Origin of the sequence: Ensifer sp. LC11, from assembly GCF_001695835.1 — a bacterium.
Classification (GTDB): domain Bacteria; phylum Pseudomonadota; class Alphaproteobacteria; order Rhizobiales; family Rhizobiaceae; genus Ensifer.
In genome coordinates this window covers 101,632-126,288 of record NZ_MBSO01000067.1, presented here as the reverse complement: position 1 = coordinate 126,288, position 24,657 = coordinate 101,632, and the positions used below count along the sequence as shown (strand labels likewise).

Genomic DNA, 24,657 nt, shown 5'->3' with positions numbered 1-24,657 from the left:
CATGAATCTCTGAAGGCGATGGGGCCGCCCAAAGGGAGGCTTTTCCTCGATTGCCGATTGTTCGCTCCATCAAGGCAGCCGGCGAAAGATCGGGCCTTCGAGTGCGGCTGACAAGGATTGTCGTCCACAGTGATTTTCCCTCGAAAATTGCAAAATGCAACAAGTCGACAAAAGGATTCGACAGTGCGGAGATTCTGATATATCGGCTGATTAATCGTTTAATCACGCGATAGCGGAAACCACTGACTTGGCGCGTTCCGGACCAAAACTGACGAGGATTGCCAGAACGCTGGGCGTCTCCGCGGCCACGGTTTCGAACGCGCTCTCGGGCAAGGGTCGTGTGTCCGCCGAGATGGCGGAAAAAATCCGTGCGACCGCCGCCGAACTTGGCTATGTGCCGAGCCAGGCGGGCAGGGCGCTACGCACCGGGCGCACCGGTGTCATCGGCCTCGTCCTTCCCGATATCGCCAATCCACTCTTCCCGCAGATCGCCCAGGCGATCGAGCTCGCCGCCTCGTCCTCTGGCTACGGCGTGCTGATCGCGGACTCGCGCGGCGACGTCTCGACCCAGACCAAGGCCATCGAACGGCTGATCGACCGCGACGTCGATGGCCTGGTGATCGTGCCGCGGCGCGGCACCCGCATCGCCGATGTCGGCTGTCCGGTCGCCGTCATCGACACGCCCTCGACGCCGGGCAACACCGTTGCCGCCGACCATTGGGGCGGCGGGCGGCAGATCGCCGAGCATCTGAAGGCGCTCGGCCACCGGCGTGTGCTCATCATCGGCAACAATCCGGCCTCCAATGTGCAGAACGATCGCTCCGGCGGTATCCGTTCGGTCTTCGGCGAGGGCTACCACACCGATACGCTCTGGATCGAGCCGCTGGAGAAGGCCTCAGGCAAGGGCTGCCTCCTCGGGCTCGCCGAGAAGGTGGCGGAAGGCTACACCGCCTTTGCCTGCATTTCTGATCTCCATGCGCTCCGGGCGCTCACCGAGTTGCAGCGCGCCGGCATCACTGTGCCGGAAAAGGCGAGCGTTACCGGTTTTGACGACCTGATCTGGGCGCCCGTGATCACACCGGCACTGACAACGGCCCGCATGGACATGACCGAGATTGCAGCGATTGCCGTTGCAGCACTCGTCAAGGCGATCAGCGAGCGCGACCCTTCCGATCCGTTGATCGGCGCGCCGGTTACGGCCGAGACGTCGAAGGTGCCGATGCATCTGGTCGTCAGGCAATCGGCTGCAGCGCCGCCCGCTTTTCAATCTGTTCAAACCACCGCCACCGCAGTCACCCCCGTCATCGAAGGAGGACCCCAGCCATGAAGAAGTTCCTGCTTGCATCGAGCGCACTCTTGCTCGTCGCCGCTCCAGCCGCGTCTGCCCAGGAAAAGACGCTTACCATCTCCGTCTACGGCTTTGCCCAGGACGCGTTCAAGGAGCTGGTCTATACGCCGTTCGAACAGAAGTGCGGCTGCAAGCTCGTCGTCGAAACCGGCAACAGCGTCGAGCGGCTGGCAAAGATGGAAGCCAACAAGGCAAGCCCGGTCGTCGACATGGCCGTCGTTTCGATGGCAGACGCGCTTTCCGCCACGCGCGCGGACCTCATTGAAAAGATCGATACGTCGAAGCTTTCGAACTTCAACAAGCTCTACGATCTCGCCAAGGACCCGAACGGCGACGGCATGAGCGTCGGCTACACCTTCTATGCCACCTCGATCGTCTACCGCTCGGACAAGATGGAAGTGAACTCCTGGGCGGATCTTTTGAGCGATGAAAACGCCAGCCACGCCGCCTTCCCGAACGTCACCACCAACCAGGGCCCGCCGGCGCTCTACATGGTCGGCGAAGCCATCGGCAAGAACACGCCTGACCTCAAGGAAGCGATCGCCGCCGTCGGTGCCAAGAAGGACGACATCGTCACCTTCTACGTCAAGTCCTCGCAGCTCGTGCAGCTGATGCAGCAGGAAGAAATCTGGGCAGCCCCGATCGGCCGCTTCTCCTGGGAAGGCTTCACCAAGCTCGGCCTGCCGATCAAGTGGGCAACGCCCAAGGAAGGCCAGACCGGCGGTATGAACGTCATGGTGCTGACTAAGGGCGGCAAGAACCAGGAGCTCGCGCTTCAGTTCATGGACTTCTGGCTCTCGACCGAAATCCAGACGGCTCTTGCCGAAAAGCTCGTCGACAGCCCGGCCAACAAGGACGTCAAGGTTTCGCCGGAGGTCGCTGAAAACCTCACCTACGGCGAAGAGACGGTGAAGAACCTCAAGCTGATCCCGTCGGCCGTCGCCCTCGACAACCGCGAATCGTGGCTGTCGGAGTGGAACGCACAGGTCGGCCAGTAAAATCAAGCAATCGCAACCTTCATCGGCGGGTCATCACCGCCGGTGAAGACCTCATGCGACGGGCGCGATGACACGTGCCCACGAATGCCTCGAAAGGAAGAAGGATGTTCCAGAACCGCGCCGAAGCCCTGGCGCTCGCTCTGCCCGCAGCGGTCTTTGCGGCGATCGTCTTTCTGGCGCCGGTGGTGATCTTGCTGGCGGAAGGCTTTCGCAACGCCGATAGCTGGTCGCTTGTCGCCTATACCAACTTCTTTTCCGATCCGCTGAACCGCACCGTCTTCCTGCGCACCTTCCGGCTTGGCCTGATAGTCACTGCCGTCTCGGCGGTCATCGGCTATGCGGCCGCCTTTGCCATCGTCAATCTGACGCCGCGCAACAAGGGGCAGATGATCGGTCTCGTCGTGCTGCCGCTGATGATCTCGTCGGTCGCGCGCACCTATGCCTGGATCGTCATTCTCGGCCGAACCGGCATCGTCAATCAGGCGCTGCAGCTCGTCGGTCTCTCGGATGAACCGATCCGCTTCCTCTTCACAGAAACCGCCGTGTTCATCGGCCTTTTGCAGCTCTTTCTGCCGTTGATGATCCTGTCGCTGATCAGCGCGCTCGAAAACATGCCGAAGGATGCGATCCCGGCGGCCCGCGTGCTCGGCGCCAACTGGTTCCAGGTGTTCTTCAAGGTCATCCTGCCGCTCACCAAGGAGGGGCTCGTGATCGGTGGAACGCTTGTTTTCACCGGTTCGCTGACGGCCTACATCACGCCGGCAATCCTCGGCGGCTCCAAGGTGCTGATGCTCGAAACGCTGCTCTATCAGCGCGTCACTGTCGCCAATGATTTCGTCGCCGCCAGCGTCATCGCCTTCATCCTGATCGTCATGAGCTTTGCCGCCAATCTTCTCCTGAAACGGCTTGCCACCGCGAGGAACAAGCGATGACCCCGCGCGTCTTTTCCCCCCTGGTCCTATTCCTGGTGATCGGCTTCCTGATCGGACCGTTCTTCATCATCGTTGCCGCTTCGCTCTCAGGCGGCGAGACGCTGGCCTTCCCGCCGCAGGGCTTCTCGCTGCAGTGGGTCGCCAAGGTCTTTACGGTCGAGAGTTTCCGCGAGAGCTTCGCGATCTCGATGCTTTTGGCGATTGGGGGTACGGCGGCCGCGCTCGTGCTCGGCGTCCCCGCCTCCTACGCGCTCTCGCGTTACAAGCTGCCCTTCGGCGAAACCATCCGCACGATCGTCTCTCTGCCGATCATCGTGCCCGGCATCATCGTCGGCCTGGCGCTGCTGCGTTACATCGTCGTGCCTTTCGGCATGAACATCACCTTGACCCTTTTCCTCGCCCACACGGCGCTGGTTCTCCCCTATGCCGTGCGCGTCGTCTCGGCGAGCCTCAACAACCTGCGCTCCGATATCGAGGAGGCAGCGGTGCTGCTCGGCTCTTCGCGCGCCGGCGCCTTCTTCCGGGTGGTGATGCCGAACATCCGCAGCGGCATTCTCGCCGCCTTCATCCTCGGCTTCGTGACGAGCTTCAACCAGGTGCCGGTCTCGCTCTTCCTCTCCGGCCCGGGCGTGCGCACGCTGCCGATCGACATGCTCTCCTACATGGAGATCACCTACGATCCGTCGGTTGCTGCCCTTTCGGCGCTGCTCGCCTTCATGTCCATCGGCATCGTCTTCCTTGCCGAACGCTTCCTGGGATTCTCTCGCTATGTCTGACACCGCCTTCCTCAGCCTTGAAAAACTGACGCTCGCCTATGGCGATACCGTTGCGGTGAAGGATCTCGACCTTTCGATCCGCAAGGGCGAACTGGTGGCGTTTCTCGGTCCGTCCGGCTGCGGCAAGACCACGACGATGCGCTCGATCGCGGGCCTGCTATCGCCGGCCTCCGGCGCGATCAGGCTCGACGGCGCCGATATCACCCGTGTGTCGGCAAACAAACGCTCGGTCGGCCTCGTCTTCCAGTCCTATGCGCTGTTCCCGCACCTGACGGTGTTTGAAAACGTCGCCTTCGGCCTGCGGCTGAAAAAGCTGCCGGCCGCCGAGATCGAGAGCAAGGTGACCGCGGGCCTGAAGTCGGTCGGCCTTTCGAAATTCTCCGCGCGCAAGCCGGGTGAACTCTCGGGCGGCCAGCAGCAGCGCGTGGCACTAGCGCGCTCCATGGTCATGGAACCGAAGGTGCTGCTTCTCGACGAGCCGCTGTCGAACCTCGACGCCCGCCTGCGCCTGGAAATGCGCACCGAGCTGCAGCGGGTTCAGAAGGAAACCGGCGTGACGATGATCTTCGTGACCCACGACCAGGGCGAAGCCCTTTCGCTGGCGGATCGCATCGTCGTCATGCTGAACGGCGCGATCGAGCAGATCGGCACGCCCGAGGATATCTACAACCGCCCGGTCTCGCGCTTCGTCGCCGATTTCGTCGGCTTCGAGAACATCTTTGCCGTCGAGGGCGGCAAGCTTAAGGCCGGCAACGGCCCGATCGATTTTTCCGGATCCCTGCCGCCTGACACGGCAGGGCTTGTGTGGCGTCCGCGCATGGTGACCCTTGGTTCAGGTCCTTTCCAGGGCACCGTGCGCGGAGCCTCTTTCTCCGGCAGCACGCGCGAATATCTGCTCGATTCGCCGCTCGGCGCCATCAAGGCCGAGGAAGATGCCACGCTTGCAGCGCGCGAAACCGGCTCTGCGATTGCCTTCGACCTGCCGGTCGAGAAGGCGGCGCGCCTCAAGAAGTTCGGGTAACCTCCGATGGGTGTCTGGATCGATACGGACATGGGCTTCGACGACATCGCTGCGGTGCTTGTCGTCCTTCATGCCGGTGAAGAAATCGACGGCGTCTCCCTCGTTTTCGGCAACACGCCGCTGGACCAGGTGAAGCGCAATGCGGCCAGCGCGACGCACGCCTTCGGTTGGACCTTCCCCATTCATGAGGGGCGCGCGCTGCCGGTGCTCGGCAAGCTCGAGACTGCCGAACGCATCCTTGGCGCGGCTGGCATGCCGACCGCCGGACTGACGCTGCCGGAAGGCGATTCCTTGCCGCCGAGCGACGCCTTTGCGACACTGTGCTCCTGGCTGGAACAGGAAGGGCCGAAGCGCATTCTGGCGCTCGGGCCGCTCACCAATCTTGCAGCCCTGTGCCTTGCGCGGCCGGATCTTTCTGCGCGCATCACCGACCTCACCTGGATGGGTGGCGGCGTCACCAGCGGCAACCACACGGCATCCGCCGAATTCAACGCCTTTGCCGATCCGGAAGCGCTCGCGATCGTGCTTGCCCACGGCCTGCCGCTGCGCATGGTCGACCTCGATCTCTGCCGCAAGGTTTTCGCCTATCCCGATGATGTCGCGTCGATCCGCTCTGCGGGTGGCGCCAATGCGGCACTGATTGCCGATCTGCTTGCGGGCTACATCTCGATCGGCACCAGCCGCGGCCGGCCGGGCATGGCGATCTATGACCCCTCTGCCGCCGTCGCCTTCGTCAATCCCGGCGCGATCTCCTTCCGCAGCGCCCGTATCGATGTCGAGCTCGGCGGGACACTGACCCGAGGGCGCACCGTGGTTGAGACCCGCGAAAGCCATGCGATCTTTAACGCCGAATATGCCGTCGACGCCCATATCGAGACGACGAGGGCGCAGATCCTGGGCGCGCTGATGAAGGAAGCGCAGAAATGAGTTCGGTGCAGCAGCCTCAGGACCTGACGGATGCGGCGCTCCGCACACGCGCGGTGGCCGCTGCGCGCGGCGCCGAACCGTTTGACGTCCTGATATCGGGCGGTACGCTGGTCGACGTGGTGACGGGCGAACTCCGCCCGGCAGATGTCGGTGTTGTTGGGCCGCTAATCGCGAGCGTTCATGCGCCGGGTGCGCGCAAGGATGCGGCGGCCGTCATCGACGCGACCGGTGCCTTCGTTTCTCCTGGCCTGATCGACACGCATATGCATGTCGAAAGCTCGATGGTGACGCCGGCGACCTACGCCAATGCCGTGTTGCCGCGTGGCGTGACGACAATCGTCTGGGATCCCCATGAATTCGGCAACGTCAACGGCGTTGCCGGCGTGCGCTGGGCCGCGGATGCCACCGCCGGGCTGCCTTTGCGCACAGTACTTTTGGCGCCCTCCAGCGTACCGTCGGCGCCGGGACTGGAGCTTGCCGGCGCCGATTTCGACGCCGATGTGATTGCCGACATCCTGAGCTGGCCGGAAATCGGCGGCATAGCCGAGATGATGAATATGCGCGGCGTCATCGACGGCGAGGCGCGGATCAGCGCGATCGTCCAGGCGGGGCTCGCCGCCGGCAAGCCGGTCAACGGACACGCGCGCGGCCTAACCGGCGCCGATCTCCAGGCCTTCGTCACCGCTGGCGTCAGTTCTGATCACGAGCTTGTCTCGAGCGACGATCTGATGGCGAAGCTCCGAGCCGGATTGTCGATCGAACTGCGTGGCTCGCACGACCATTTGTTGCCGGAATTCGTGAAGACACTCAATGCCTTGGGCCATCTTCCTCAGACGGTGACGCTCTGCACCGACGACGTCTTCTCGGACGATCTCGCTCACGCCGGTGGTCTTGATGATGTCGTCCGCCGGCTGGTCCGCTACGGCCTGCCGGCTGTGTGGGCGCTTCGGGCGGCGACGCTGAACGGTGCAGTGCGCCTCGGCCGGCACGATCTCGGGCTCGTGGCGCCGGGGCGCCGGGCGGATATTGTGCTTTTCGAGGATCTCGCCGATTTCCGTGCACGTAAGGTGATCGTCGACGGCAAGGTGATCGCCGATGCTGGCCGGATGATCGAGCCGCTGCACGAAATCGACGTCGCGCCGCTGCACGGCACGATGAAGATTGCACCTCTGTCGGAGAACGATTTCCGCATTCCTGCAGATGGCAGGAAGGTCCGTGTCGCGACCATCGACCGCCCTCGCTTCACCCAGTGGGGAGAGGCGATTGCCGAGGTCACGGACGGCTTCGTTGTTCCGCCTGACGGTACGACCCTGATCGCCGTGGCGCACCGTCACGGACGCGCCGACAGCGGGCCGCGGGTCGGTCTCCTGTCAAGTTGGGGCTCCTGGCGCGGCGCCTTTGCGACCACGGTTTCGCATGACAGCCACAACCTCACCGTCTTCGGCGGCAATGCCGAGGATATGGCAGTTGCCGCCAACGCGGTGATTGCCGCCGGCGGCGGCATGGCCGTTGTGGCCGGCGGCAAGGTCGATGCTCTCCTGCCTCTGCCGCTCGCCGGGCTGGTCTCGGAGGAACCGCTTGAGAAGGTGGCTGCAAGCTTTGCAGAACTTCGCGAGGCGGTCGGCCGCATCGTCGATTGGCAGCCGCCCTATCTGGTGTTCAAGGCCTGCTTCGGCGCGACGCTCGCCTGCAATGCAGGGCCGCACCAGACCGACCGCGGTATCGCCGACGTGGCGACGGGCAAGGTCATGCAAAGCCCTGTTCTGGACGTGCTCGAAGGATGATTTTCTTAGGCCGCCCTCGTAGGGCGGCCCGTGAAGACCGAGGCTCATCCCGCCTCCCTATTTAAGAAAACGCTCTAAAATCTTGAGATCGCACGCTTCCGACCGGTGTTACAGGTCTTGTTCAGACGCGCCTCACTCGGCGCGTGCGAGTTCCTGTTCCACGAGCGTCGACCAGAAGGCGACGCCCGGGCCGATCGCCGCATCGTTGAAATCATAAGCGGTGTTGTGATGCAGCGCGCCGTCGACGGCGGGGCCGTTGCCCAGCCAGACGTAGCAGCCGGGAGCTTCGAGGCCGAAGAAGGCGAAATCGTCGCCCGCTGTCGAGGGCGGGAATGCCGTGCGGGTCTTGTCGCCGAAGACGGCTTGGGCTGCCCTCAGCGCCCGGTCGGTCGCATCGCCGTCGTTGACGACGGGCGGAATGCGGCGCTCGAAGTCGTAGTCGACGGCAATCCCGTACATTTCTGCCGTGCCACGCGCCAGGCGGCCGATTTCCCTTTCGAGCTGGTCACGCACCTCTGGCGTATAGGCGCGCGCGGTGCCGCCGATTTCCACGATGTCCGGGATGACGTTGAGCGCCTTCGGGTCGCCGGCACGCACCGAGCAGGCGCTGACGACGGCCGGCTGCAGCGGATCGACGACACGGCCGACGATCGATTGCAGCGAGGCGAGGAAGGTACCGGCGGCGGTCACTGGGTCCCGGCCGAGATGCGGCTTGGCGCCGTGGGTGCCGACGCCGCGGAAGGTCAGCCGCCAGCTGTCCGAGGAGGCAAGCTGCGGGCCGGCGACGACCGCCATCTCGTCCGGATCAAGGCCCGGCATGTTGTGCAAGCCATAGACCGCGTCGCAGGGGAAAAGTTCGAACAGCCCGTCGTCGACCATGCGCTTTGCGCCGCCGCGGCCTTCCTCGGCCGGCTGGAAGATGAAATGCACGGTGCCGGAGAAATTGCGGGTCTTTGCCAGATGACGGGCAGCGCCGAGCAGCATTGTCGTGTGGCCGTCATGGCCGCAGGCATGCATCTTGCCGGCTTCGCGGGATTTGTAGGGGCGGTCGGCGATCTCCGGCATGGCGAGCGCGTCCATGTCGGCGCGAAGGCCGATCGAGCGAGTGCCGTTGCCCACTTGCAGCGTGCCGACGATACCGGTTTTTCCCAAGCCACGGTGAACCTTAAGCCCCGCGTCCTCAAGCCATTTGGCAACGAGGTCGCTGGTGCGCACCTCCTCGAAGCCGAGTTCCGGATGGGCATGCAGATCGCGACGGAAATCGGTGAGGAAGGTGAGGTCGGCAGCTATTCCGTCTGGCAGGCGCATTGGCAGGCATTTCCTATGGTTCATCCGGCGAAGGGCTTGTGAATTCCGCGCGCTTTGCTCAGCTCGCGGTGCCCTTTCGGTTTGATCGAAGTCGCAAACGGTATAGACGAAAACAGCCGGGATCAGAACAGCGAACCGGATTTTCTGGTCGCCTTTCAATCCGGGCGAAATGCGAAGACGAGGACGAAACCGATGCAGCCTCATGACTTTTGGCAGGAGGTCTACCCGCCGAAAAGTTTCGACATTCAGACGGGTTATCGCGATTTCTTCCCGGCGACACTCGGTGATAACAGCCAGATCCTGCTGCCGATCCGGCCGCTCGCCGATGGCAAACACGCGCTCGCCTCACTGATCGTCAATCAGGCGAGTTTTGCTGTCGAAGACGCGCTGGCAACCGAACTCGCAGCAAAGCTTGCCGTCTTCGAGCCTGACGTCGTCGCCGGCCTGCCGACACTCGGCCTGACGCTTGCCTCCGCCGTCGCGCGCAAGCTCGGCCATGGCCGTTACGTGCCGCTCGGGACATCAAGAAAATTCTGGTATGTCGACGACCTCAGCGTGCCACTTTCTTCGATCACGACGCCGGATCAGAAGAAGCGGCTCTATGTCGATCCGCGCATGCTGCCGCTCTTGGAGGGGAAGCGCGTGGCGCTGATCGACGACGTGATTTCCAGCGGCACTTCGATCGTGGCGGGCCTGAGCTTGATGGATGCCTGCGGCATCGAGCCGGTCGCGATTGGCGCCGCGATGCTGCAGACCGAGCGTTGGCGCCAACCGCTTGCCGATCTCGCATCACATTGGCCCGAGCGCGTCGTCGGCGTGTTCGAGACGCCGATGCTTCGGCGCGACGAAGACGGAAGCTGGCTCGCCGCCTGAATTCCTTTGCACCGTGCGTCGGCCGCGATAGGCTAGTGGCACGGCATCACGAAAGGACCTCCATGCGGTTTGTCAATCCAATCCCTTTCGTCCGCGACATCAATCGATCCAAGGAGTTCTACGAGGAGAGACTTGGCCTTACGGTGCTGGAGGACTTCGGGACCTTCGTCCTCTTCGCAAGTGGTTTTGCGATCCATGAAGGGCGATCGCTGGAACAAACCGTCTGGCGAAGCGAACCCGTTTCGACGGAACGCTATGGACGACGAAATCTGCTCCTTTACTTCGAGCATGACGATGTCGACGCGGCCTTTGAACGCATCGCGCCGCATGTGGAATTGATACACCCCGTCGAGCGCCAAGCGTGGGGACAGCGCGTGTTCCGCTTCTATGATCCGGACGGTCACGCAATAGAGGTCGGAGAGCCGCAGAACCTCGCATCGCTGGACAAACCGGATTAGCTTTCGTTCCCGCAGCCCAGCCTTCTTGCCGAACGCCTCCGCCATCGCGGAAGCGTTCGGGTCTCTGTTTGCGCAACATGCCAGGTGTCGGAACGCTCACCCTCGGGGATCGGCGCTACTTTACCGGTCGTACCTGATAGTAGACCGTCGATTGGGCGCCCGCCTTGGCGATCGTGTAGACGTCGTAGGACGCCTGCGGGTCGTTGCCCATGCCGAGCGAGCCTGCGGGCATGCCGGGCACGGCAATGCCGGCAATGTCGGGTCTCTCAGCCAGAAGCTTGCGGACTGCTTCCAGCGGCACGTGTCCCTCGACGACATAGCCGTCGACGATCGCCGTATGGCAGCCTTCCACGTCGGCGGGAACCGCGAACCGCGTCTTGATCACCGACATATCGGCCTCGTCGTGCACTTCGACCTTGTAGCCGGCGGCTTCCATCGCGTCCGCCCATTGTTCGCAGCACCCGCATTGCGGGTCCTTGTAGACGGCCATGGTACTGGTTGCCGCCGCTGTGCCTGTTGCAAAGAGGGCGATGCCCGCAATCGTGCCTGCAACGAAATGCCTGCGTAGCACGTTCATCGAACACTCCTTTCCGTTTGCCTGATTTGGGGATTGTGAGGCCGGGGCCGCGCGAAGTCGACCCGGGCCGATTGTCACAGTTACTTGACCTCGGTCACGGTCAGCTTGCCCTTGACCCGGTCGGCGACGAATTCAATCGCAGCGCCTTCCTTGAGCTTGGCGAGCACGGCATCGTCGCCAACGCGGAACACCATGGTCATGGCCGGCATGTCGAGGTTCTTCAGATCCTCATGGTCGATCGTGACCTTCTTGGCCTTGGTGTCGATCTTCTTGACGACACCTTTGGTGAATTCCGCTGCCTGGGCGGGAAGGGCAAATGTGGTGGCGGAAACAGCAAGCGCGAGCGCTGCAAAGAGTTTGCCTACGGTCTTCATGTTTCATCCTTTCCTGTGATCGGGATCATTTCTTCACGACGTCGAGCGGGCCGTGCATGCCGGCATCGTAGTGGCCCGGCACAAGGCAGGCGAACTCGAAGGTACCGTCATTGGTGAAGGTCCAGTAGATGTCGCCGGACTTGCCAGGCTCGAGCCGGATCGCGTTCGGATCGTCGTGCTCCATGTCGGGGAACTTCTCCATGGTGATCTTGTGTTCCTGGATCGTCGCCTTGTCGTCGAGGACGAATTCATGCGCGAGCTCGCCGGCGTTCTTGATCGCGAAGTGAACCGTCTGGTCCTGCCGAACCTTGATGGTGGCCGGGGTGAAGATCATCCTGCCGTCGTCGGTTTCCTTCATGGTGACGCGGATCGTCTGCGTCGCCTTCTTGCTGTCGCCGGGCTCGCCGATGGAGACCTTATTGTGGCCACCTGCGTGGCTGCCCGATGCGAAAGCCTGGGAGGAGAGGGCGGTGGCGACAACGAGCGCCAGTGCGAATGCTGTTTTCTTCATCGTATTGTTCCTGGTCGATTTGAGAGTGTTCATAACAATCAGCCGTGTCGTCATGGTTTCGGCGTGATCACGGTCTTGGCATCGTTTGCCCGCGTCGCTTCCGGCAGAGCGCCGGTCCACTCCCAGGCTTGCGTTCCCGGCGGGTTTTTGTACCAGCCGGGGTCGCTGTAATCGCCGGCGGAGATGCCTTCGCGCACCTTCACCACCGAAAACATGCCGCCCATCTCCAGCGCGCCGTGCGGACCCCAGCCAGTCATCATCGGGATCGTGTTGTCGGGGAGCGGCATTTCCATTTCGCCCATGTCGGCCATGCCGGCCGTACCCATGGGCATATAGTCGGGCTTGACCTTGCGGATCTTCGCCGCGACCGATGTCTTGTCGGCGCCGATGAAGGTCGGGATGTCGTGCCCCATCGCATTCATCGTGTGGTGCGACTTGTGGCAATGGATCGCCCAGTCGCCTTCGTATTTGGCGTCGAACTCGTAGGCACGCATCGCGCCGACGGGGATGTCGATGGTTACTTCCGGCCAACGGGCCTCCGGCCGTACCCAGCCACCATCGGTGCAGGTCACTTCGAAGTCGTAACCGTGCATGTGGATCGGATGGTTGGTCATGGTGAGGTTGCCGACCCGCACGCGCACGCGGTCATCTTTCGACACGACCAGCGGGTCGATGTCGGGAAAGATCCGGCTGTTCCAGCACCACATGTTGAAGTCGGTCATTTCCATGATGCGCGGAACGTAGGTCCCGGGCTCGATGTCGTAGGCATTGAGCAGGAACACGAAATCGCGGTCGACGCGCATGAAATTCGGGTCCTTCGGGTGCACGACGAAGAACCCCATCATGCCCATGGCCATCTGCACCATTTCGTCGGCGTGCGGGTGGTACATGAAGGTGCCCGACTTCACGAGGTCGAACTCGTAGACGTAGGTCTTGCCCGAGGGGATGTGCGGCTGCGACAGGCCGCCGACGCCATCCATGCCCGAAGGCAGGATCATGCCGTGCCAGTGGATGGTGGTGTGTTCCGGCAGCTTGTTGGTGACGAAGATGCGGACGCGGTCACCTTCGACCGCTTCGATCGTCGGACCCGGCGACTGGCCGTTGTAGCCCCAGAGATAGGCGGTCATGCCGTCCGCCATCTCCCGCTCGACAGGCTCGGCGACGAGGTGGAATTCCTTGACGCCGTTGTTCATGCGGTGCGGCAGGGTCCAGCCGTTGAGGGTGACGACCGGATTGTAGTCAGGACCGCTCGTCGGAACGATCGGCTTCTGGGTCTTGGCATTGTCCATCGTTGCCGCTTCGGGCAGGCCGGAGTTGGAGGTCTGCGCCCAGGCGGCGGTCGAAACGAGAGCTGCGCCAGCGCCGAGGAAGTGTCTTCTGTTGAACATCTTTCTATTCCTTCTTAGTGCCCTGCGCCGCCGGCTTCCGCCGCTGCGGGTGCGGCCGCTGCTCCGCCGGATCCACCCGATCCGCCGCCGTTGATCGCCGTCGTCAGATCGGCGTCGGCCAGCCAGAAATCGCGCTTTGCGTTGACGGAAAGCACGGTCGAATTGACCTTCGCCCTGACGTCGGCCAAGAGCTCGAACGTGCTGGTGATCATGCCGTTGTAGCTGAGCGTCGCTTCCTCCTCGATCTTGCTGCGCAGCGGCACGACGCTGTTGCGATAGTGGCGGGCGATCTCGTAGCGCGAGCGATAGGCTTCGTAGGCGGACCGCGCTTCCGAGCGGATATTGACCGCCTTTTCCGCAAGCAGGTTCGCCGAGCGCATATGGGCAAGCTCGGCCTTGCGCATGCGCGCGCTTCCGCTGTCGAAGATCGGGATCACAAATTCGAGCTCGAACTGGCCCGTGGTCTCGACCTTGGTGCCGTGATCCTCTTTCTCCCGCTCCGCTTCCGCGCCGGCGACGAGCTCGAGGTCGGTGACGAAGCGGGTCGCCTCGGTCAGCTTGTAGGATTTCGCTACCGCTTCGAGATCAAGCCGGGCGATCTGCAGATCGACGCGGCGTTTCAGCGCCTCCGCTTCGATGCTGTCCTTGCGGGCGAGCGCCTTCGGCAGATCCGGCAGACGGTTCGGGACCTGATAGTCCACGTCGGCGCCCCACAGACCCATCAGCCGCGTGAGGTTCTCCTTGGCAAGGCGAGCGGCAAGCCGCGCCTCGGCCGCCTGCCCGGCGAGTTCGGCGTCGAAGACATGTTCACGCGCTTGCGTACCCTTGCCCATGGCGCCGGTCTCACCCAGTTTTGCGGCCAGTTCCGAGGAGGCATCCGCCGCAACCTGCGCCCGGTTCAGCTGTGCGACGGTTTCCCATGCCGCGACGGCGTCGATCCAGGCGCGGCGGGTCTCCGCGGCAAGCTCGAGCGTGCTGAGTGCCGCTGAAAGCTGTGCCTGGCGGAAGCGCGCGTCGGCAATGGCGATGGTCTTGTCGCGCGTCAGGAGTGCCAGGATATTGGTGGTGACCAGCCCCTCGATCGCCTTGTAGGCTTGGAGTTCCGGTGTGCCGATGCCGGTCGTACCGATCGAGACGGTGGGGTTGAGGAACAGCGTCGCCTGCCAGGCGTCGGCCGAGGCATCGCCGAGATCGGCATAGGCGGCCTGCAGGCCCTTGTTGTTGAGAAGCGCGATCTGGACGGCCGTATCGGCGTCGATCGTCTTGCGCTTCAACAGCGCCTTGACCTCGGCATTGACCTTGTCGGCCTGTTCGCGGTTCTGGATCCAGACGCTTTTCTTCGTCGCGGCCGTTGCGATCTTCGCATCGACAGTCGTAAAGCCCGCGTCCTTGGCCGAATATTCTGCGTTGGTCGCGCAGCCGGCAAGCACGAGCGGCAGGCCGATTGCCGCCGCGAGGTTGAGCTTGCGAAGCCTCATGACGCGTCTCCCTTGGCGGTCGATTGCGCGTCGTTGAGAGGGCCCCAGGCCTTGGGGCCGGTCGGCTCGCGGTGGGTGTAGCCCGAAATGGGGCTGCGATACTGCGTGCTTCGAATGCCGCTCGTGCTGTCGGCGGGATCGCCGAGGCTTGAGACCTCGGCAGGCAAGGTGGCAGCGCATCCGCCCAGGATCATGGGCAGGAGCGCCATGGAAAACAATCGTTTCATGGTTCAACCTGAAATGTGAATGGCAGAGGTCGGCGATCGACCGGCAAAGGACCGGGCGGGCCTCGTCGCGGACCGCGCTGCAGGGACCTGCGTCTCACTGGACGACAACGGTCGCTGGAACGCTTGGAACTACTGCAGGTTCTTGTTCCTCAATTGGCTACGACCAAAGGAAACACGCAGCAGCGGTCACGAATTCACGAAGTCAGGCTCTTGGGGGACGATGAAGGCCGTCGAGCTCACCGGGGGTCAGCTGCGGGTGTGCGCCGAAATTACGGATGGAGCGCGGGAAATCCGGATGGCTGCCGTCGGCGTCGCCAAGCACCGCCACGGCCGCGCAGAAGGTCTTGCAGCAATCCTTCTTGTCGGCCTTGCCGCTCTGCTCTGCCGGCTTCACCTTGCCTTTGTCGAGGCTCGGGCAGTGTTCGGTCGCAGCTTGCATCGGATTGGCGGATGCCTCGATCTGCATCGCGCCGTGCGCGGCTGCATGCATCATGCCCGAAGCGGTGGAATAAGGCAGCAGGGCCAGCGACACAGCAATCGCCAGCTTCAGCACAATCAGCAAACGCAGATATGTGGCTCGTACCTTCTCCATGACCGATCCGTAGAAACGCAGACGATTCCTGTCAATGCCGCTTGCGTTTAGCGGCGTCACGAATGCGTGAGACTTTGCAAAGCGCATGGGGCCACGTCATCCATGCCGCCGGTTGCGAACCGGGTCGATGCCGCCGGCACCAAAACGGGCAGGCTCGGTTGTCTTCGCCGGGGTGTTGCCGGCATCGGCCAGATCGTCAAGAATGGGACAGTCCGGGCGCGCGTCGCCATGGCAATGGGCGGCCAGATGCTTGAGTGTGCGGCTCATCGCCTTCAGTTCTTCGGCCTTGCGCTCCAGGATCTCAACATGCTCGAGCGCGATCTTCTTGACCTCGCCGCTGGCGCGCGACCGGTCGCGCCAGAGCGCCAGGAGATCGGTCATCTGCTCGACGGTGAAGCCGAGGTCGCGCGAGCGACGGATGAAGCGCAGCGTATGGACATCGTTGTCGCCATAGTTGCGGTAGCCCGATTCGCTGCGGTCGGCCGGGGGGATCAGGCCGATCGTCTCATAGTAGCGGATCATTTTGGTCGAGACGCCGGAGGCGCGAGAGACTTCACCGATGTTCATGACTTTACCTTTGGAGCTGCGTGCAATCCTTGGGGTTGCATAGGCGGGCAAACCTGTCCGATCGAATATAGGGGGGCTGCCCGGCTTCCGCTACGTCTTGGGAAGCCGGGCAGTGTTTCAATGCGCCGCCGCAACGGGCCGGAAGCCCCTGAGGCGCAGTGCGTTTCCGAGCACGAAGACGCTCGACAGCGCCATGGCGCCAGCCGCAAAGATCGGCGACAGCAGCAGGCCATAGCCGGGATAGAGCGCGCCGGCGGCAACCGGGATCAGCACCGCGTTATAGGCGAAGGCCCAGAAGAGGTTCTCCTTGATGTTGCGGATCGTCGCCTTGGAAAGGGCGATAGCGTTCGGCACGCCGAGCAGATCGCCGGACATCAGCACCACGTCGGCGCTTTCGATGGCGACATCCGTGCCGGTGCCGATCGCAAGCCCGACATCGGCTTCGGCGAGCGCCGGCGCATCGTTGATGCCGTCGCCGACGAAGGCGACAGCGCGTCCGCCTTGCTTCAGCTTCTTCAGCGCTGCCACCTTGCCGTCGGGCAGGACTTCGGCGATGACCTCGTCGATGCCGAGCTTGGCGGCGATAGCTTCCGCAGTGCGGCGATTGTCGCCGGTGATCATCGCGACCTTGAGACCGAGATCGTGCAGCATACGGATTGCCTGCGGCGTCGTTTCCTTGATCGGGTCGGCAACGGCAATGATCGCTGCAAGCTTGCCGTCGATCGCGGCATAGAGCGGGCTCTTGCCTTCCGAACCCAGCCGAGCGGCCTGTTCGGCAAAGACGGCAACATCGAGATTCAGTTGCGCCATCAGCCGGTCTGCGCCGACATGGACCGTGCGGCCCGCCACTTCAGCGCTAGCGCCGAAACCGGGGATGGCCTCGAACTTGGCCGGATCAGCGATCGCCAGGCCTTTTGCCTTTGCCGCCTCGACAATTGCCTCGGCAATCGGGTGCTCGGAACGGGTTTCGACGGCAGCGACCAGCGCCAGAACGCTGTCACGTTCAAAGCCAGCGGCGGTTTCGAGGTCGGTCAGTTCGGGCCGTCCCTTGGTCAAGGTTCCCGTCTTGTCGACGGCGATGACGGCGGCATTGCGCAGCGTCTGCAGCGCCTCGCCCTTGCGGAAGAGCACGCCCATTTCGGCGGCGCGGCCCGTGCCGACCATGATCGAGGTCGGGGTGGCAAGGCCCATGGCGCAGGGGCAGGCGATGATCAGCACGGCGACGCCATTGACGAGCGCGAAGGTCAGCGCCGGATCGGGTCCTAAGACCAGCCAGATGCCGAAGGTCAGAAGCGCAATGGCGATGACGGCCGGCACGAACCAGGCCGTGACGCGGTCGACCAGCGACTGGATCGGCAGCTTCGCGCCCTGGGCCTGCTCGACCATCTTGATGATCTGCGCGAGCACCGTGTCGGCGCCGACCTTGGTGGCGCGGAAGGTGAAGGAGCCGGTCTTGTTGATCGTGCCGCCTACCACCTCGCTGCCTGCGGTCTTTTCGACCGGCACCGGCTCGCCAGTGATCATCGATTCGTCGACATAGGAGTTGCCGTCGATGACGCTGCCATCGACCGGAACCCGGTCGCCAGGGCGCACCACCACGGTGTCACCGCTCTGCACGTCGGAAAGCGGGACCTCGACGGTCTCGCCGTCGCGGATGACGCGGGCCGTCTTTGCCTGCAGCCCCATCAGGTGCTTGATCGCCTCCGACGTGCGGCCCTTGGCGCGCGCCTCGAGGACGCGGCCGAGCAGGATCAACGTGACGATGACGGCAGCAGCTTCGTAATAGACGTTGGCTGTACCGTCAGGCAAAAAGTCCGGCGCAAAAGTAGCGACGACCGAATAGATCCAGGCTGCCGACGTACCGATGGCGACCAGCGAGTTCATGTCCGGTGCCAGGCGGAAGAGGGCGGGAACGCCCTTCTGGTAGAAGCGCAAACCCGGGCCGAAGAGCACCAGCGTCGTCAGCACGAACTGCAGGTACCAGCTTTCCTGCATGCCGATGTTGTTCATGACGAAGTCGTGCACGGCCGGGATGAAGTGCGAGCCCATTTCGAGCAGGAAGATCGGCAGCGTCAGGACGCCGGCGAGGAGCAGGGAGCGCGCGAGCTTTCGGGTCTCCTGCTCGCGCTTCTCACCTTCGCGGTCGACACTTTCGTCGCCGGTGATGCGCTTGGCGGCATAGCCGGCAACGCGGACAGCCTCTTCGAGCGCGGCCGCGGTGGCGATGCCCCTTGTCACGCGGACCGAGGCGCGCTCGGTCGCCAGATTGACGTTTGCTTCGGTGACGCCCGGCACCGTCTTCAGCGCCTTTTCGATGCGTGCGACGCAGGACGCGCAGGTCATGCCTTCGATGGTGAGCTCGATGGTGTCTTCGGCCGCACCATATCCGGCGTTCTCGATCGCCTTGACGATGTCGGCCGATTTGGTCGTCGCGTCGAAGCGGATGTCGGCGCGTTCGGTCGCGAGATTGACCGAAGCCGAGGTGACACCTGGCACGGCGCGGATCGCCTTTTCGACGCGTGACACGCACGACGCGCAAGTCATGCCCTCGACGGGAATACTGGCACTCATCGCAGTCGCCGAAAATTCCTCGGCATCGTTGGTTCTAATGGGGGTCACAGATCCCATAATCGCGCTCCTTTCACATCCTTTTATTGGAAGATGGGGCTTCCAACGATGGGAAGGTCAAGAGCATTGCTGAACTTTCCGCTCGGCGGCGAACGGTGACAGGGCGCCGACCGACGCGATAACCCAGCGGCGTCACAGTGGCCCTCTCGTTTGGATCGGCGATTAGTTCAAGCTTGGTTGTGACGCCAAAGGCACGAAACGCGCCGGCTCGCATCGCGAGCCACCGCTTCACGCCACATGGCGTGCGCGCCTTCTACCCCTCCGGCTTCGCGGTGATAGGTCATCCATCCCAGTGCGTGGCGTGCCCTGAAAAGTGGTCTCGACATTCAGGGCCAAGGCCGTCCATCTCTTCAAAATTTGCGCCAGCATTCTCTTGGAAATGGGTGAGGACTAACCCGCAATCAAGCCATCGAAAACTTCGAGCATCGCGTCACTGATCGCTTTTCCAAGCGCGGCTGCGGTTTCTGCCAGCTCTTGTTCATTCATGTCACGGGCGGCAACCGCGAAGGCAGCGCCTTCGATGGTCACTATTTCTTGCGCGCGCTCGATTGCCCAAAGGGCGAAATCGCTGCGGCCGTTGATTTCCACGGTCTCCATGTCTTCTCCTGATTTGTTTAAGCGGGTGTCTTATAGTGGAAGCGTTGGATGCGATATGCCGAAGTTTATCAAGGTCGACTGCCTGGCGCTCGGGATGCTCGCCGAAGCGCAGCCGCGCACTATCAGGCGAACAAGGGGCAACATTGTCGATCTCGCGATACCGATATAGGTTCGCAGCTCTAGATGTGAGCATCCCGTCCTCAGGTGGAATCACCGACGTCGGAGAAGATGCTCCAGAACCAAAATGCTGGAGCGACCTTTGTGCGTTCATCTGAGCACACGGCGCCCCAGAATGCTGCGAGGTTCCAGGTGGTCACTGTGCCGGTCATCAAAGTGAGAGTTCCTGCATCCGCTGACCCATGCCACAAGGGTACCCTCTCGATCGGGGACTGGGCCATTCCGTGCGTTGTCGGGCGAGCCGGTCTCGTTTCGGCAGCGCTCAAGCGGGAAGGCGATGGTCGAACCCCGATTGGCGTGTTTCCGTTACGCTACGGCTTTTTCAATCCGGTCGCCCGACCGGATTTTCCACGTGATCTGGCCTATCCGTTCGTTCCTGCGTCCGCCGACATGATCTGGGAGGAGGCGGGGGCCAACTACAACCGACTCGTCTACGCCGATGAAGGCGAGCGCGCGACAGAGCGGCTGACCCGCGAACGTGCCGAGCCCCTGTTCGACGTCATCGTTCCTATCGGCTTCAACGATTCCGTCGCCAGGATGGGCGGCGGCAGCGCGCTGTTCATCCACGCAGCAAGGGCCGATTTTGCGGGCACTGCCGGTTGCGTGGCGGTCGCTGCCGGCGATGTCATGGCTCTTGTCCGGCGATTGCGGCCCGGCATGCTGATCGACATCGATTTTGAACCTCGTTCTATCTTGCCTGAGCCGGCCGACGAAGGAACGCCGATCGAGGTCGTGCGCTTCTCTGGGCTGCAGCGTGGGCCCAAGCTGCTCGTTACCGGAGCAGTTCACGGCAATGAAACCTGCGGGCCAGACGCAATTTGGAGAGCGATAACGGCGTGCCGAACGGGCGAGCTCGCCGTCCGCCGCGGAGAGGTTACGTTCGTCCCCGTGGTGAATGGGAAAGCCTATCGACAGGGAACCCGCGAGGGGGATCGCAACCTGAACCGCGACCTGTGCGAAGTAACGATCGAAAGGGACTACGAGGATCGGGTCGCCAACACGCTCTGCCCGCTGCTGCGCCAAAACGACGTCCTGTTGGACATTCATTCCTATCGCTCGGCGGGGGAACCCTTTGTATTTCTTGGCCCTGACAACAGCACAAAGGGGAACCAACCCTTCTCCAAGGCAGAATTGGAGACAAGCCTGGCAGTGAGGCTTGGACCCGGCCTGATCCTCCACGGCTGGCTCGACGCGTACGCCAAGTCGATTGCCGAACAGGCGCGACACGGCGGAGCCGGAAACGCGTTGTCGCACGCCGTCGGGACGGCGGAATACATGCGCTTCTCAGGTGGCTATGGGCTTACTTTGGAGTGCGGTCAGCATAAGGACCCAGGCGCGGTCGACGTCGCCTATCAGGCAATTGTGCGCGCATTGGCTCACCTCGGGATCATCGATTCGCCGGCACCGGAAGCAGTGCATCCCAGGGCTATTCATCTTGTCGACGTTGTTCTCTGCCTTTCGCCGGGAGACCGTCTCGAAGGGGACTGGCGCACGGGTGACCCGGTCACTGCAGGCCAAACGATCGCCCGGCGCGCCTCCGGTGAGGCTGTTGTCGCCCCGAGGGACGGGTTCGTGATCTTTCCGGACGCCGCGGCCACTCCGCTTCAGGAGCTATTCTACTTTGGTGTCGCAAGCGATCGCTTCGCCTGACCGTTCGGCGGCCTCCCACCGCCTGCCTGCAAGGGGCGGGAGGGACAACCGCGGCCCCTACACGTCTCGTGAGACGCGCGGCGCCGTCATCCTCACTTCCACATGGTTCGCATTCGGGCGCCGACATCGATGCGGATTTGCCGGGCGCTGCGTTCACCGGCAGCGGCGGATACTTTCGGCCAGGTGGTTGCCTCGAAAAACTGCAGCAGCGTTGCCGGGATGAACCGCGTGCGTGATGCGTAGACGTGACGGTCGCCTTGCGCATTCTGTCCGTGGGTGAAGAACCTCTGAGGCGTGATCAGCGAAAGGCTGTCGCGCGCCCTGGTCATGCCGACATAGAGCAGCCGGCGCTCCTCCTCCAGTTCCGCGGTCGTTCCCACGCCGAGATCGGAGGGAATGCAGCCGTCGACGACGTTGAGCATGAAGACCGAGCGCCATTCCTGGCCTTTTGCCGAATGGATGGTGGAGAGGATCAGATAGTCTTCGTCGAGGAGGGGCACACCGGCCTGGTCGCTGGTCGCATCCGGTGGATCGAGCGTCAGCTCGGTCAAGAAACGCTCGCGGTTCGGATAGCCACCGGCGATCTGTTCGAGCTGGATGAGGTCAGCCTTACGCGTGTCCGCGTCTTCATGGATGCGGTCGAGGTGCGGCTCGTACCAGGCGCGGGCGGTGCCGATCTCCGCCGGCCAACCGGCTCCGGATTTTCGGAGGCCCGAAACGAGCGTTATGAAACTGGACCAATCATCACCGGTCTTGGCGGGGGCGGGGATATCGGCAAGCGCTGCCAGCGGCTCCGGATCGGCGGCGATGGCGTCGAGGATCTTGCCGGCGGTCTGCGGACCGACGCCCGGAAGCATCTGCAACAGGCGGAACCCGGCGACACGGTCACGCGGATTTTGGGCAAACCGCAAGACCGCCAGGAGATCCTTGACATGGGCGCTGTCGAGGAACTTGAGCCCGCCGAACTTGACGAAGGGAATGTTGCGACGGGTTAGTTCGACCTCCAGCGTCCCGCTGTGGTTGGACGAGCGAAACAGGACCGCTTGTTGCTTGAGGGAGATGCCGACCTCGCGGTTGGCGAGCACCTGATCGACGATGTAGGCCGCCTGATCGGTTTCGTCCTTGACGGTGACAAGGAACGGGCGTTGCTCGGATTGCCGGTCGGTCCAGAGGTTTTTCGTGAACCTTTCCCGAGCAAGCTCGATTACGCCATTTGCGGCAGCGAGGATCGGCTGCGTCGAGCGGTAATTGCGATCGAGCGTGATGACGTCGGCGGGGTCTGGCGAAAACCCCTTCGGGAAATCGAGGATGTTGCGAACCGTTGCCGCGCGGAAGGAATAGATCGACTGCGCGTCATCTCCGACGACCGTTAGTCCGTTACCATCCGGTTTCAGCGACATCAGGATGGAGGACTGGAGGCTATTTGTGTCCTGGTACTCGTCGACGAGAACATGATCGAAGCGGCTGCCGATATCTTCGGCGAGCTCCGGCGCGGAGACCATCTGCGCCCAGTAGAGAAGCAGGTCGTCGTAGTCGAGCACGTTTTGGGCCTGCTTGGCTTCGACATAGCCGGAAAACAGCGCTTTCAGCTGTTCTTCCCAGCCGGCGACCCAGGGAAAGGCCGACTTCAGCACATCGGCAAGCGGGATTTCGGAATTGACCGCGCGCGAATAGATGGCAAGGCAGGTGCCCTTTGTCGGAAAACGGCTCTCGGTCTTGGAGAGCCCGAGTTCATGGCGAACGAGGTTCATCAGATCGGCGCTGTCTTCGCGATCATGGATGGTGAAATCGACGTTCAGGCCGATCTGCTCGGCATAGATGCGCAGCAGCCTTGCGCCGATCCCGTGGAAGGTGCCCGCCCAGGCAAGCGCATCGGTCATGACTGCGGCATTGCCGCTCAAAACCTGGCGACAGATTCGCTCGACCCGACGGGTCATTTCGGACGCTGCCCGCCGCGAAAAAGTCATCAGCAGGATTCGCCGCGGGTCGGCGCCATTGACGATGAGGTGCGCTACACGATGGGCAAGCGTGTTGGTCTTGCCCGAGCCAGCGCCGGCGATGATGAGAAGCGGGCCACCGATCCGGCCTTCCGGCAATCCGACACCATGGACGACCGCCTCGCGCTGACGATCATTGAGCTTTTCGAGATAGGCGGCACCCATAAATTCCTCGTATTCCGACAGATTGCTGTTCCGCTGGTGTCCCGGCGCTCTTCTTCAAGGCCGTGTGACCGTCGCCACTGTTCGCGCGTGCATGTGTACGGTGGACCGGAACATAGTGGGAACCTATCAATTCAAGGTGACACTGAAAACCCGTAAAGTGTTCGGCGACGGAGATCCCCGCCTCTTCCGCCCGGTGAGGTCGTCTGCGCACGGGATTGAGGTTCGATCCGCGCTCGACAGAGCGATAGTGGGTTGAGGTGGCATCAGGCAATGGTTATGTCGTGCCCCACACGCCCTTAGATCAAAGAAGCATAAGGCCAATCGGGATGACCCCAGACTTTCTCGTTACGCATTCCGGTGGGTTCCACGCCGACGAACTTTTGTCCACCGTCATTCTCACGCGGCTCTTTCCGCAGGCTCGTCTTATCCGCAGTCGCGCCGCCGAATGGATCAAACCAGGCGCAGACCGCATCATTTATGATGTCGGGGGGGTATATGACGCCGCCGCCGGGATTTTCGATCACCATCAGCGTGGCGCCCCGATGCGAGAGGATGGCCAACCTTACAGTTCGTTCGGACTGATCTGGAAACACTATGGCCGCGACTATCTTGCCGCCTCAGGTGTTCCTGAAAATCATATCGAAGCGGTACATGCCTCCTTCGACGCTCGCTTCGTGCTGCCTGTCGACCTGGTTGACAATGGTGCGCTCGACCCCTCCCTTCTCGGACCGCTCGCGGGCCTCGCATTGCCGGCTCTTTTGGAAACCTTGAAGCCCGTTTTCGACGAGGCAGGCCCGGAGGCCGACGATCGCGGCTTCCACGCAGCCTTGGCGATCGCCCGCACGCTCGTCGAGGCCAGTGTCTCCCAGCGTGCCGCAAAGCTCAGGGCCGAGGCGCTCGTCCTTCAGCAGATCGCCCATGCCGGTGAGGGACGAATACTCGAGCTGCCAAGGGGAATGCCCTTTCGTCCAGCCATCGTGAAAGCTGGCGCCGATCACCTGTTGTTCGTCGTTCATCCGCGCGAGAGTGACTGGTGCCTGACGGGCATTCGCAAGGCGGATGAAGGGTTTGAACTGCGCGCAGACTTGCCCGCAGCCTGGGCTGGCCTGACGAACAGCGACTTGGAGGCGGCTTGCGGAGTGGCTGGTGCAAGCTTTTGCCACAACGGCCGTTTCATCGCGGCCGCAAAGACGCGCGAAGCTGCGATCGCAATGGCTGAGCTGGCCGTCGCAGAAGCCGTTTCGGTGTAAACCCGCCACCTTGCCCAGCCGCTCGTCATAGCGGCTGGGAGCGGCAGGCGCGGC

Annotated in this window: 23 protein-coding genes; 11 read left to right on the top strand and 12 right to left on the bottom strand. The window is 62.9% G+C overall.

All coding sequences use genetic code 11. The features are described from left to right. The first annotated feature begins 247 nt into the window (after window positions 1-247). The 7 genes from BBX50_RS27390 (at window position 248) to BBX50_RS27360 (ending at window position 7,786) form a co-directional block, all read left to right on the top strand. Window positions 248-1,327: a LacI family DNA-binding transcriptional regulator gene (locus BBX50_RS27390; protein ID WP_065778434.1), complete on the top strand. Its 1,080-nt coding sequence runs from the start codon at window positions 248-250 to the stop codon at window positions 1,325-1,327. Then, window positions 1,324-2,346 (top strand): ABC transporter substrate-binding protein, encoded by a 1,023-nt coding sequence (locus BBX50_RS27385; protein ID WP_065778433.1) that lies wholly within the window; start codon window positions 1,324-1,326, stop codon window positions 2,344-2,346. The genes BBX50_RS27390 and BBX50_RS27385 overlap by 4 nt, the downstream gene beginning before the upstream one ends. 104 nt (window positions 2,347-2,450) lie before the next feature. After that, window positions 2,451-3,278, top strand: coding sequence for an ABC transporter permease (locus tag BBX50_RS27380; RefSeq protein ID WP_065778432.1), 828 nt, complete (start codon window positions 2,451-2,453; stop codon window positions 3,276-3,278). Further along, window positions 3,275-4,054 (top strand): ABC transporter permease, encoded by a 780-nt coding sequence (locus tag BBX50_RS27375; RefSeq protein ID WP_065778431.1) that lies wholly within the window; start codon window positions 3,275-3,277, stop codon window positions 4,052-4,054. Before BBX50_RS27380 ends, BBX50_RS27375 begins: the two co-directional genes overlap by 4 nt. Next, entirely contained in the window at window positions 4,047-5,075 is a 1,029-nt protein-coding gene (locus BBX50_RS27370; protein WP_065778430.1) for an ABC transporter ATP-binding protein, read from the top strand. Before BBX50_RS27375 ends, BBX50_RS27370 begins: the two co-directional genes overlap by 8 nt. Window positions 5,076-5,081: 6 nt before the next feature. Further along, the gene (locus BBX50_RS27365; RefSeq protein ID WP_065778429.1) at window positions 5,082-6,002 is read left to right on the top strand and encodes a nucleoside hydrolase; all 921 of its coding nucleotides are present in this window, start codon (window positions 5,082-5,084) and stop codon (window positions 6,000-6,002) included. Next, the gene (locus BBX50_RS27360; RefSeq protein WP_065778428.1) at window positions 5,999-7,786 is read left to right on the top strand and encodes an adenine deaminase C-terminal domain-containing protein; all 1,788 of its coding nucleotides are present in this window, start codon (window positions 5,999-6,001) and stop codon (window positions 7,784-7,786) included. The genes BBX50_RS27365 and BBX50_RS27360 overlap by 4 nt, the downstream gene beginning before the upstream one ends. 132 nt (window positions 7,787-7,918) lie before the next feature. Here the strand turns inward: BBX50_RS27360 and BBX50_RS27355 are convergent, their stop codons facing one another. Beyond that, window positions 7,919-9,094 carry a M20 aminoacylase family protein gene (locus BBX50_RS27355; RefSeq protein WP_065778427.1) on the bottom strand — a complete coding sequence of 392 codons (1,176 nt, stop codon included), beginning with the start codon at window positions 9,092-9,094 and terminating at the stop codon, window positions 7,919-7,921. Between the two features lie 144 nt (window positions 9,095-9,238). Between BBX50_RS27355 and BBX50_RS27350 the strand changes: the two genes are divergently transcribed. Beyond that, window positions 9,239-9,967 (top strand): phosphoribosyltransferase, encoded by a 729-nt coding sequence (locus BBX50_RS27350; protein ID WP_274534043.1) that lies wholly within the window; start codon window positions 9,239-9,241, stop codon window positions 9,965-9,967. A gap of 62 nt (window positions 9,968-10,029) precedes the next feature. Continuing rightward, window positions 10,030-10,425 (top strand): VOC family protein, encoded by a 396-nt coding sequence (locus tag BBX50_RS27345; protein WP_065778426.1) that lies wholly within the window; start codon window positions 10,030-10,032, stop codon window positions 10,423-10,425. A gap of 115 nt (window positions 10,426-10,540) precedes the next feature. On the opposite strand, the gene BBX50_RS27340 is transcribed toward BBX50_RS27345, so the two are convergent. The 10 genes from BBX50_RS27340 to BBX50_RS27295 form a co-directional block, all read right to left on the bottom strand. Beyond that, a complete protein-coding gene (locus tag BBX50_RS27340) occupies window positions 10,541-11,002 on the bottom strand; it encodes a DUF411 domain-containing protein (RefSeq protein ID WP_139108254.1) in 462 nt (153 codons plus the stop codon). A gap of 80 nt (window positions 11,003-11,082) precedes the next feature. Beyond that, window positions 11,083-11,376, bottom strand: coding sequence for a copper-binding protein (locus BBX50_RS27335; protein ID WP_065778425.1), 294 nt, complete (start codon window positions 11,374-11,376; stop codon window positions 11,083-11,085). A gap of 25 nt (window positions 11,377-11,401) precedes the next feature. After that, window positions 11,402-11,887, bottom strand: coding sequence for a plastocyanin/azurin family copper-binding protein (locus BBX50_RS27330; RefSeq protein ID WP_065778424.1), 486 nt, complete (start codon window positions 11,885-11,887; stop codon window positions 11,402-11,404). A 50-nt stretch (window positions 11,888-11,937) separates the two neighbouring features. After that, on the bottom strand, window positions 11,938-13,275 hold the full coding sequence (locus tag BBX50_RS27325; RefSeq protein WP_065778423.1) for a copper oxidase: 1,338 nt from the start codon (window positions 13,273-13,275) through the stop codon (window positions 11,938-11,940). Window positions 13,276-13,289: 14 nt separating this feature from the next. Next, a complete protein-coding gene (locus BBX50_RS27320) occupies window positions 13,290-14,753 on the bottom strand; it encodes a TolC family protein (protein ID WP_065778422.1) in 1,464 nt (487 codons plus the stop codon). Next, the gene (locus BBX50_RS27315) at window positions 14,750-14,980 is read right to left on the bottom strand and encodes a hypothetical protein (RefSeq protein ID WP_065778421.1); all 231 of its coding nucleotides are present in this window, start codon (window positions 14,978-14,980) and stop codon (window positions 14,750-14,752) included. The genes BBX50_RS27320 and BBX50_RS27315 overlap by 4 nt, the downstream gene beginning before the upstream one ends. Before the next feature lie 202 nt (window positions 14,981-15,182). Continuing rightward, a complete protein-coding gene (locus BBX50_RS27310; protein ID WP_065778420.1) occupies window positions 15,183-15,659 on the bottom strand; it encodes a hypothetical protein in 477 nt (158 codons plus the stop codon). 9 nt (window positions 15,660-15,668) lie between these two features. Continuing rightward, complete coding sequence (gene cueR, locus BBX50_RS27305; protein WP_065778419.1) at window positions 15,669-16,139, bottom strand: Cu(I)-responsive transcriptional regulator; 471 nt, start codon at window positions 16,137-16,139, stop codon at window positions 15,669-15,671. Between the two features lie 117 nt (window positions 16,140-16,256). Further along, the gene (locus BBX50_RS27300; protein WP_065778517.1) at window positions 16,257-18,710 is read right to left on the bottom strand and encodes a heavy metal translocating P-type ATPase; all 2,454 of its coding nucleotides are present in this window, start codon (window positions 18,708-18,710) and stop codon (window positions 16,257-16,259) included. Window positions 18,711-19,157: 447 nt separating this feature from the next. Beyond that, window positions 19,158-19,364: a hypothetical protein gene (locus BBX50_RS27295; RefSeq protein ID WP_065778418.1), complete on the bottom strand. Its 207-nt coding sequence runs from the start codon at window positions 19,362-19,364 to the stop codon at window positions 19,158-19,160. Between the two features lie 228 nt (window positions 19,365-19,592). On the opposite strand from BBX50_RS27295, the gene BBX50_RS30355 reads away from it, so the two are divergent. Beyond that, window positions 19,593-21,191 carry a succinylglutamate desuccinylase/aspartoacylase family protein gene (locus tag BBX50_RS30355; RefSeq protein ID WP_083219774.1) on the top strand — a complete coding sequence of 533 codons (1,599 nt, stop codon included), beginning with the start codon at window positions 19,593-19,595 and terminating at the stop codon, window positions 21,189-21,191. A 92-nt stretch (window positions 21,192-21,283) separates the two neighbouring features. Here the strand turns inward: BBX50_RS30355 and BBX50_RS27285 are convergent, their stop codons facing one another. After that, the gene (locus BBX50_RS27285) at window positions 21,284-23,353 is read right to left on the bottom strand and encodes an ATP-dependent helicase (protein ID WP_065778417.1); all 2,070 of its coding nucleotides are present in this window, start codon (window positions 23,351-23,353) and stop codon (window positions 21,284-21,286) included. A gap of 326 nt (window positions 23,354-23,679) precedes the next feature. On the opposite strand from BBX50_RS27285, the gene BBX50_RS27280 reads away from it, so the two are divergent. Next, window positions 23,680-24,603 (top strand): MYG1 family protein, encoded by a 924-nt coding sequence (locus tag BBX50_RS27280; protein WP_065778416.1) that lies wholly within the window; start codon window positions 23,680-23,682, stop codon window positions 24,601-24,603. Window positions 24,604-24,657 lie beyond the last annotated feature (54 nt).